This window comes from Streptomyces sp. NPDC058877 (genome assembly GCF_042742855.1).
Lineage (GTDB): Bacteria > Actinomycetota > Actinomycetes > Streptomycetales > Streptomycetaceae > Streptomyces.
Genome location: NZ_JBHYMF010000274.1, coordinates 1 through 7,458, shown reverse-complemented (window position 1 = coordinate 7,458; position 7,458 = coordinate 1). Strand labels below are relative to the sequence as shown.

Here is a 7,458-nt window from a genome sequence, read left to right as displayed (position 1 = left end):
CGGTTCGCACGGGCGTCGAGTTCTCCGTACGTCGTCTCACGGCCCTCCGCCACCAGGGCAACAGCCTCCGGAGCCCGGTCCACCCACGCCTCGAAACGGTCTACGAGCCGCTCGGCAGGACACTGTTCGGGGATCGATCGATTCATCTCGGACATTCCTCAATTCCAGTCGACGGCCACGCGCATGCTCTTATATCCCTGCACGAGCAGGCCACGGATCCACTGTGGTTCATCCGCGATCGATATCGACTTGGCCTCCCGGCTCAGGACACGCAGCAGAACGTCGATTTCCATCCGGGCCAACGCGGCTCCCATGCAGTGGTGCAGACCGTAGCCAAACGCCAAGTGTTTGTTGGGGGTGCGCCGGGGTTGAAATTCATCGGGCCGGTCGAATACCCGGGGATCGCGGTTCGCCGCCGGAAGCCAGGCCACCACCGGGCTGCCGACCGGAATCACCTGCCCGGCGACCGAAAACTCCCCCGTGGTGACCCGCAGGACATGGAGCGCCGGAGAGGCCCACCGCAGTACCTCCTCCACGGCGGGCGCGAAGGCCTCCGGATCTCCGCCGAGCAGGGCCAGGGTGTCGGGCGCCTCGGCCAGGGCGTGGAAGGTACCGGCGACGGCATGCCGCGTGGTCTCGTTCCCGCCGATCAGCACGTTGTCGCAATTCAGCAGCACGTCCTGGTCGTCGAGCTCCGGGTCGGCGAGGAGCGCGCTGACCAGGTCGTCGCCCGGACACCGCCGCCGCTCCGTGATCATGTCGTAGAAGTAGGAGAGGATCTCGGTGTGCGCCATGGACGGCGTCATTCCGTCGTAGCTGCTGTCCTCCCCGCCGAAAGCATGGCCGGTCAGCGTGATGAGCCGTTCCCGGTCGGCGGCCGGCACGCCGAGGATCTCGCAGACGGTGGCCGCCGGGAGGTACGGCCCGATCCCCTTGGCAACGTCGAACGCACCCCCTTCGTGCCCGCCCTCCCGCGCGGTGCGCAGCAGGCCGGACACCTCCTGCTCGATGCGCTCGGTGAACGAACCAGCGGCCAGGCGGGTGAGGAACGGGCTGACGATGCGGCGCAGCTTCCGGTGCCGGTCGCCCTCGGCCGTCACCAGCATGCGGCCCGCGGAGAGATCAACGTGCTCCCGGTCGAACCCGATCATCATGCCGTATTCCGACGTCATCGGAGCCGACGGGGAAAGCACCTTGCCGCACGCTTCGTACGAAAAAACTGACCAAAAACCGTCGTGTGCCTCAGCCGGATCGCTCCAGTGCGGTTCTCCCGCCGCGACCAGAGACCTCCAGCGCGCATATCGATCGGCATTTGTGTAAAGGTCCGGGTTTCCCAGATCCATCGTCCCACCTCACTCATCCGGGCGCGGATACGCTCTGCGCGATAGCGTTTGACACCGAGTGGGCGCCGCCTATGTCATGGCGCCATGCCAAGCGAATCCGTACGAAAAATCGTCAGCTCGTCGCCCTACTGGCCGGTGGTCCGGCACCCGGTTCTGCGGAGAATCCTGCCTGGCGTGGGGCTGTCGTACATCGGGGACGGGATGAGTACCGTCGCCGTCACCTGGCTGGCTCTGGAACTGGCCCCCGAAGGCAGCAGGGGGACGTGGGTGGCGGTCGCCGCAGTGGCGTACATCCTGCCAGGGGCACTGGGCGGGATTCTCTTCGGCCGTTTGCTGTCGGCCCGCAGCGGGGCTCAACTCGCGGGCTGGGACGCGATCCTGAGGGCGACCGCGCTCGGCCTGATTCCGGTCATGTATGTCCTGGACGCACTGTCCATGGGGCTCTACATCGCACTGCTGGCTGCCTCCTCCCTCCTGCACGCCTGGGGAACGGCCGGGCGCTACACGCTGCTTACCGAAGTCCTACAGGAGCGGCACCACTTGGCGGGAAACGCGGTGATCACGATCTTCAGCGAGTTCGCCACCGTCGTCGGGCCGCCCGTCGCCGCCCTGCTCATCGCCTGGGGAGGCGCGGCGACGGTGATCGCGGTCGACGCGGCCACCTTCGCCCTGCTGGCCCTCACCTACCGCATGGCCGCACCTCGAACGGCCGCCTCCGACACGCCCCGGAGCCAGGCCTCCCGCTCGGCCGGTTTCCGCGCCATCCTGGGCGACCGTCGTCTGTCCGGACTACTGGCCCTGACCTTCGGATACTTCCTCCTCTTCGGCCCCGTCCTGATCGCTCTGCCGGTCCTGGTCTCCGAGGAACTCGGCGGCTCGGCCGCCATGCTCGCCTGGTACTACACGGCATTCGGCATCGGCTCGGTGATCGGCGGACTGATCACCGGCTATCTGCGCAACTGGTCACTGTGGCCGACGACCATCGGCATCGTCATCGGCTTCGGCGCCGCGCTGCTGCCCATGGGGCTCGGCGCACCCACCGCCGTCGCGCTGGTCTCCTTCGGCCTGGCGGGCCTCATATGGGCTCCCTACGCGGCCACTTCGACCGTGCTGTTCCAGCGCGCCGCCACCCCGCAGCAGCTGCCGCAGGTGCTGGCCGCCCGAGGCACCGTCATGATCGTCTCGGTACCCCTGGGCAACATGATCGGCGGACCGCTGAGCACGGCCATCGGCGCACGTCAGACGCTCCTCGCTTCGGCGATCGCCACCGTTCTCCTCGGCCTCGTAGCCGCGGTCGTCGTACTCCTGCGGCGCGGTCGCGCCGCCGCCGCATGACCGCACCCGCGGTGACATGAGAGGTGTCTCGCTGGCGGGACATGCCGCTCTCCCGGGACCGGGCCGGAGTGAAAGGCCTTCTTCCCACCGCGTCCCACGACGAAGCTCCTGGCCGCCGGTGTCACCACCCGGGTGAACCGCGCCGGGAGCTCCGTTCGTTTTCCCGGGCGATTGTTCTTACCTCTCTCTCGCTCCAAGCAATGGGCATGGGTAAATCAACTACGTTGACGGTGGCGCAATGTCATCCAAAACAGCGCGTGGATTTCCCTTACCACAGCAGTCATGCCAGGGAGCGGTAGTGAACGACTTCAGCATCGAACAGCTCGAGCTTATTCAGCAGCGACTTCGAGGGGCCGCTGTCGACGGAGTCGAAGAGCAGCGGATACCGCGTCGCGCAACCCCAGAAAACAACCGGGCGCATGCCTCATTTGCCCAGCGCCGCCTGTGGTTCGTCGACCAGCTGCAGCCCGAATCCCCCGCGTACAACGCCGACTATCTCTGGCGCCTCCGCGGTGACTTCGACCTCGCTGCCTTCATGACTGCGCTGAATGAGCTGCGCACGCGCCACGACATCCTGCGCACGTATTTCGAGAACGTCGCCGGCGAACCCGTCCAGGTCATCGCGGCCCCGGCGCCGCTCGACGTGCCTCTCGTCGACTGGTCCGGCAAGGACGAGCGGGAAGCCGAGGAGGAGGCCGTCGCATGGACCCGGCAGGCGGCCGTCGAGCCGTTCGACCTCACCCGGGGGCCGCTGCTGCGGGTCCGGATCATCCGCCTCGCAGCCGACCGCCACCTGCTGATGCTGATCGCCCACCACATCGTCGTCGACGGCTGGTCGATGGACGTGTTCTGGCGGGAGCTGGGCGACCTGTACGACGCCGCCCGCGGCGGGCGGGCGCCCGCCCTGGAACCCCTGCCCATCCAGTACAGCGACTACGCCGAGTGGCAGGAGTCGTGGATGGCTTCGGACGCGGCTCAGCAGCAGCTGACGTACTGGAAGAACCAGCTCCGCGGCGCTCCCGAAGCCATGGACCTGCCCACCGATCACGTCCGGCCCACCGTCCTCAGCGGCCGCGGCGAGCGCGTCGACTTCTCCGTCTCGCACGCCACCCTCGCCGCCCTGCGCACCCTGGGCGAGGCACATGACGCGAGCCTGTTCATGGTCCTCCTGGCGGCCTGGGACGTGTTCCTGGCGCGCGGCACCGGCACGAGCGACATCGTCACCGGCACACCGGTTGCCGGCCGGACCTCCAGTGACCTCGAAGGCCTCATCGGCCTGTTCGTGAACCAGCTCCCACTACGCGTGAAGTGGGACGGCGACCCGACCTTCAGCGAAATGGTTCGCCTGGTCCGCGACGTCGCCCTGGGCGGGTACGCCAACCAGGACATCCCCTTCGAGCGGGTGGTGGAGGCGGTGGCGCCGGACCGCAGGGCCAGCATGAACCCGATCTTCCAGATCGCCTTCGACGGCGGCCGCGAGGACCAGGACCCGCGGCTGCCCGGCCTCGGCCTCGACACCCTCAGTGCCGAGGCAAGCTCAACCGGCTTCGACCTCGAAATGCGGCTTGCCGTCGAGGGCGACGCCCTCGCGGGATCACTGCGTTACAGCCCCGACCTGTTCGAGCGCGACACCGTCGATCGTTTCATCGCCCAGTACTGCCGGGTTCTCGAGGCCGTCGCCGCGGATGCGGAGTTGTGTGTTTCGCAGGTCGTGTTGGTTGACGGCGCGGAGTTGGATCGGGTGCTGGTGGATTGGAATGCGACGAATGTCAGTGGCGGGGGTGAGTTGGTTTCCTCGTTGTTCGAGGGTGTGGTCGCCGAGCGCGGTGATGATGTCGCGGTAGTGGATTCGGCGGCGGGAGTGTCGCTGAGTTATGCGGAATTCGGTGCTCGCGTATTCCGGTTGGCACGGTATTTGCGGGATCTGGGAGTGGGGCCTGAGCGTGTCGTGATGGTGGCCGCTCCGTCTTCGGTGGAGCAGTTGGTCGGCGTGTGGGCGGTACTGGCGGCCGGCGGTGTGTACCTGCCGGTGGACCTGGGCCATCCCGATGAGCGGTTGGCCTCGTTGGTCGTCGATTCCGGCGCGGTTCTGGTTTTGGCCGGCGCCGGCTCGGGCGTCAGGGCCGCCGGCTTCGCCGGTGGTGTGCCGGTCGTGGATGTGGACGACCCGACGGTCTCGGCAGCGGTCGACGCCCTCGACGGGAAGCCGCTGGGCGATGTGGGCGTGCGGGATGCCCACGCGGCGTATGTGATCTACACGTCGGGTTCGACGGGGCGTCCCAAGGGTGTGGTCGTCGAGCATCGCGCGCTGTCGAACTACGTCGGATGGGCCCGTTCGGTCTACCGCGGTGTTACCGGTCTGGGCTTGGTGCATTCCTCGGCCGCGTTCGACATGTCGGTGACCAGCCTGTTCGTGCCGTTGGTGTCGGGTGGCCGCGTCGAGCTGGTGTCTCTGCAAGAAGGACGCGTTCCCCCGGGAGATCACGTCGACTGGCTGAAGGTGACGCCGAGCCATGCGGCCCTGCTGGAAGGACTGCCCGCGCGCGTCTCCTCGGTCGCCGAATTGGTGGTGGGCGGTGAACAGTTGGCATCGGGCGTGCTGGAGCAGTGGCGCGCCTTGTCACCGGGAGTCCGCGTGATCAACGAGTACGGTCCCACCGAGACCACGGTGGGCTGTGTGGCCTTCGTGGTGGAACCGGACGACGTCGTCGACGGCGCCGTCGTTCCCATCGGCCGACCGATCCGCAACGCGCGGGTATACGTACTGGATGGCCGTCTGAATCCGGTGGGCGTGGGAATGGTCGGCGAGTTGTACGTGAGTGGCGCCGGCCTGGCACGCGGCTACGTAGGCCGTGCCGCCGTGACGGCCTCACGGTTCGTCGCCGACCCCTTCTCGACCCAGGGCGGCCGAATGTACCGCACCGGCGACCAGGTCCGGTGGCGCGCGGACGGCCAGCTGGAATTCATCGGCCGCATCGACGACCAGGTCAAGATCCGCGGACACCGCATCGAACTGGGCGAAGTCGAAGCGGTAGTGGCATCCTGCCCCGGCGTCGGCCAAGCAGTCGTCTGCGTCCGAGAGGACCACACCGACGACCGCCGACTCATCGCCTACGTCACCCCCGCACGCGACACATCCCGCGCATCCGCCTCCGATGCGGTTGAGCAGGTCGACGACTGGAAGTCCGTCTTCGAGTCGTCATACGAATCGGCGCAGGCGGAAGACTTCGGGGCGGGATTCGTCGGCTGGCACAACAGCTATGACGGCGGCCTCATCCCTGACGACGAAATGACCGAATGGCTGGAGGACACCGCCGAGCTCATCACCGAGCTGAAGCCGAAGCGCATTCTGGAAATCGGCGTCGGCAACGGCATGGTGTTGTCCCGGCTGCTCCCGCTCAGCGAGGAGTACTGGGGCACCGACATCTCGGAGACCGCGATCGAGAGGCTCAGCCGGAGCATCGAGGGAAACGAGCACGCCGACCGCGTCACCCTCCTCGCCCGGCCCGCCCACGTCACGGACGGCCTTCCGGCCGACTACTTCGACGTCGTCGTCCTAAACTCCGTCGTCCAGTACTTCCCGTCGGCCGCGTACCTCGACGACGTCCTGGCCCGCGTCGTCGAGCTGACGCGAGAGGGCGGACGCGTCGTCGTCGGCGACGTACGCGACCTCCGCCTCTTGGAACAGTTCCAGACCGAGCGCGCACTGCGTGCCCTCCGCGAACCCGCCGCGCCCGAGGCCCTGCGACAGGACGTGCGCGGCGCCGTCGCCGAGGAGGAGGAACTCCTCCTGGACCCGAAGTACTTCCAGAACTATGCCGAAACGCACCCGGCCCTCGCGGGTGCCGACATCCGGGTCAAGCCGCGTGCTGCCTCCAACGAGCTGACGCGCTACCGGTACGACGTCGTGCTGCACCAACGCGGGCTGGACATCGTCGACGCCGCCGGTGCACCGTCGGTCCCGTGGGTCGGCGGCGGCTCCACGGCAAGGGACGAGCTGACCGCGGCCCTGGCGGCTCCGGAGGCCGCTCTCCCCATCTGCCTACGGGTGACCGGAGTCCCGTACGCCCGGCTCGCCATCCCCCATGCCCTCGTCGATGCCCTCGCCCACGCGACGGACGCGGCGGGGCTCAAGGCGGCCGTCGATGCCACCGTCGCGCTTCCCGAGCCGCCCCTCGTCCCCGCCCTCCTCGCCGAACTGGCCGAGCGCCACGGCTACCGCACCGTTCTCACCTCGGCCGACGGCGCCGCCGGCCCGAGCTCCGCACTGGACGTGCTGCTCGTCCGCCGTGACACCGCGCAGGGCGCCGCGCTCGTCGGAACCCGGCGACCGGCGCGGCACACGGGAGGCAGCTCCGCCCTCGCCAATGTCCCGGCCCACGACCGGGCACGGCTGAGCGCCGCCCAGGTGCGGGAGTTCACGGCGGGGCTGCTGCCGGAGTACTGCGTACCCTCGGCGGTAGTGGTCCTGGACGCACTCCCGCTGACGGCGAACGGCAAGGTCGACCGCCGCGCCCTGCCGGCACCCGAGACAACGACCGACGGCAAGGGCCGCGCCCCCCGCACCGTACGGGAGGAAATCCTGTGCGGCCTGTTCGCCGACATCCTCGGCGTGGAACACGTCGGCGTCGACGACAGCTTCTTCGACCTCGGAGGCCACTCCCTCCTTGGCGCACGTCTCATGAGCCGTGTGCGTTCCGTTCTGGGCGTGGACGTGTCGATCGGTGCGCTGCTGGAGGCACGCACCGTCGCGGGCTTGGCGGAGCGGCTGGAGGGTGCG

Annotated in this window: 3 protein-coding genes; 2 read left to right on the top strand and 1 reads right to left on the bottom strand. The window is 68.4% G+C overall.

Annotation, left to right across the window (positions count from 1 at the left end; all coding sequences use genetic code 11):
• Positions 1-158 precede the first annotated feature (158 nt).
• Positions 159-1,343 carry a cytochrome P450 gene (locus ACFW2Y_RS33525; RefSeq protein ID WP_384886833.1) on the bottom strand — a complete coding sequence of 395 codons (1,185 nt, stop codon included), beginning with the start codon at positions 1,341-1,343 and terminating at the stop codon, positions 159-161.
• A gap of 84 nt (positions 1,344-1,427) precedes the next feature.
• Here ACFW2Y_RS33525 and ACFW2Y_RS33520 point away from each other — a divergent pair, with 84 nt between their 5' ends.
• On the top strand, positions 1,428-2,678 hold the full coding sequence (locus tag ACFW2Y_RS33520) for an MFS transporter (RefSeq protein WP_384886830.1): 1,251 nt from the start codon (positions 1,428-1,430) through the stop codon (positions 2,676-2,678).
• Between the two features lie 298 nt (positions 2,679-2,976).
• Positions 2,977-7,458, top strand: a 4,482-nt coding sequence (locus ACFW2Y_RS33515) for an amino acid adenylation domain-containing protein (RefSeq protein WP_384886827.1), incomplete at its 3' end; no start/stop codon positions are given.

Coding starts and splice junctions, on each gene's coding strand:
- ACFW2Y_RS33525 (WP_384886833.1), bottom strand. CDS start 1,343: ATGGATCTGGGAAACCCGGACCTTTACACAAATGCCGATCGATATGCG.
- ACFW2Y_RS33520 (WP_384886830.1), top strand. CDS start 1,428: ATGCCAAGCGAATCCGTACGAAAAATCGTCAGCTCGTCGCCCTACTGG.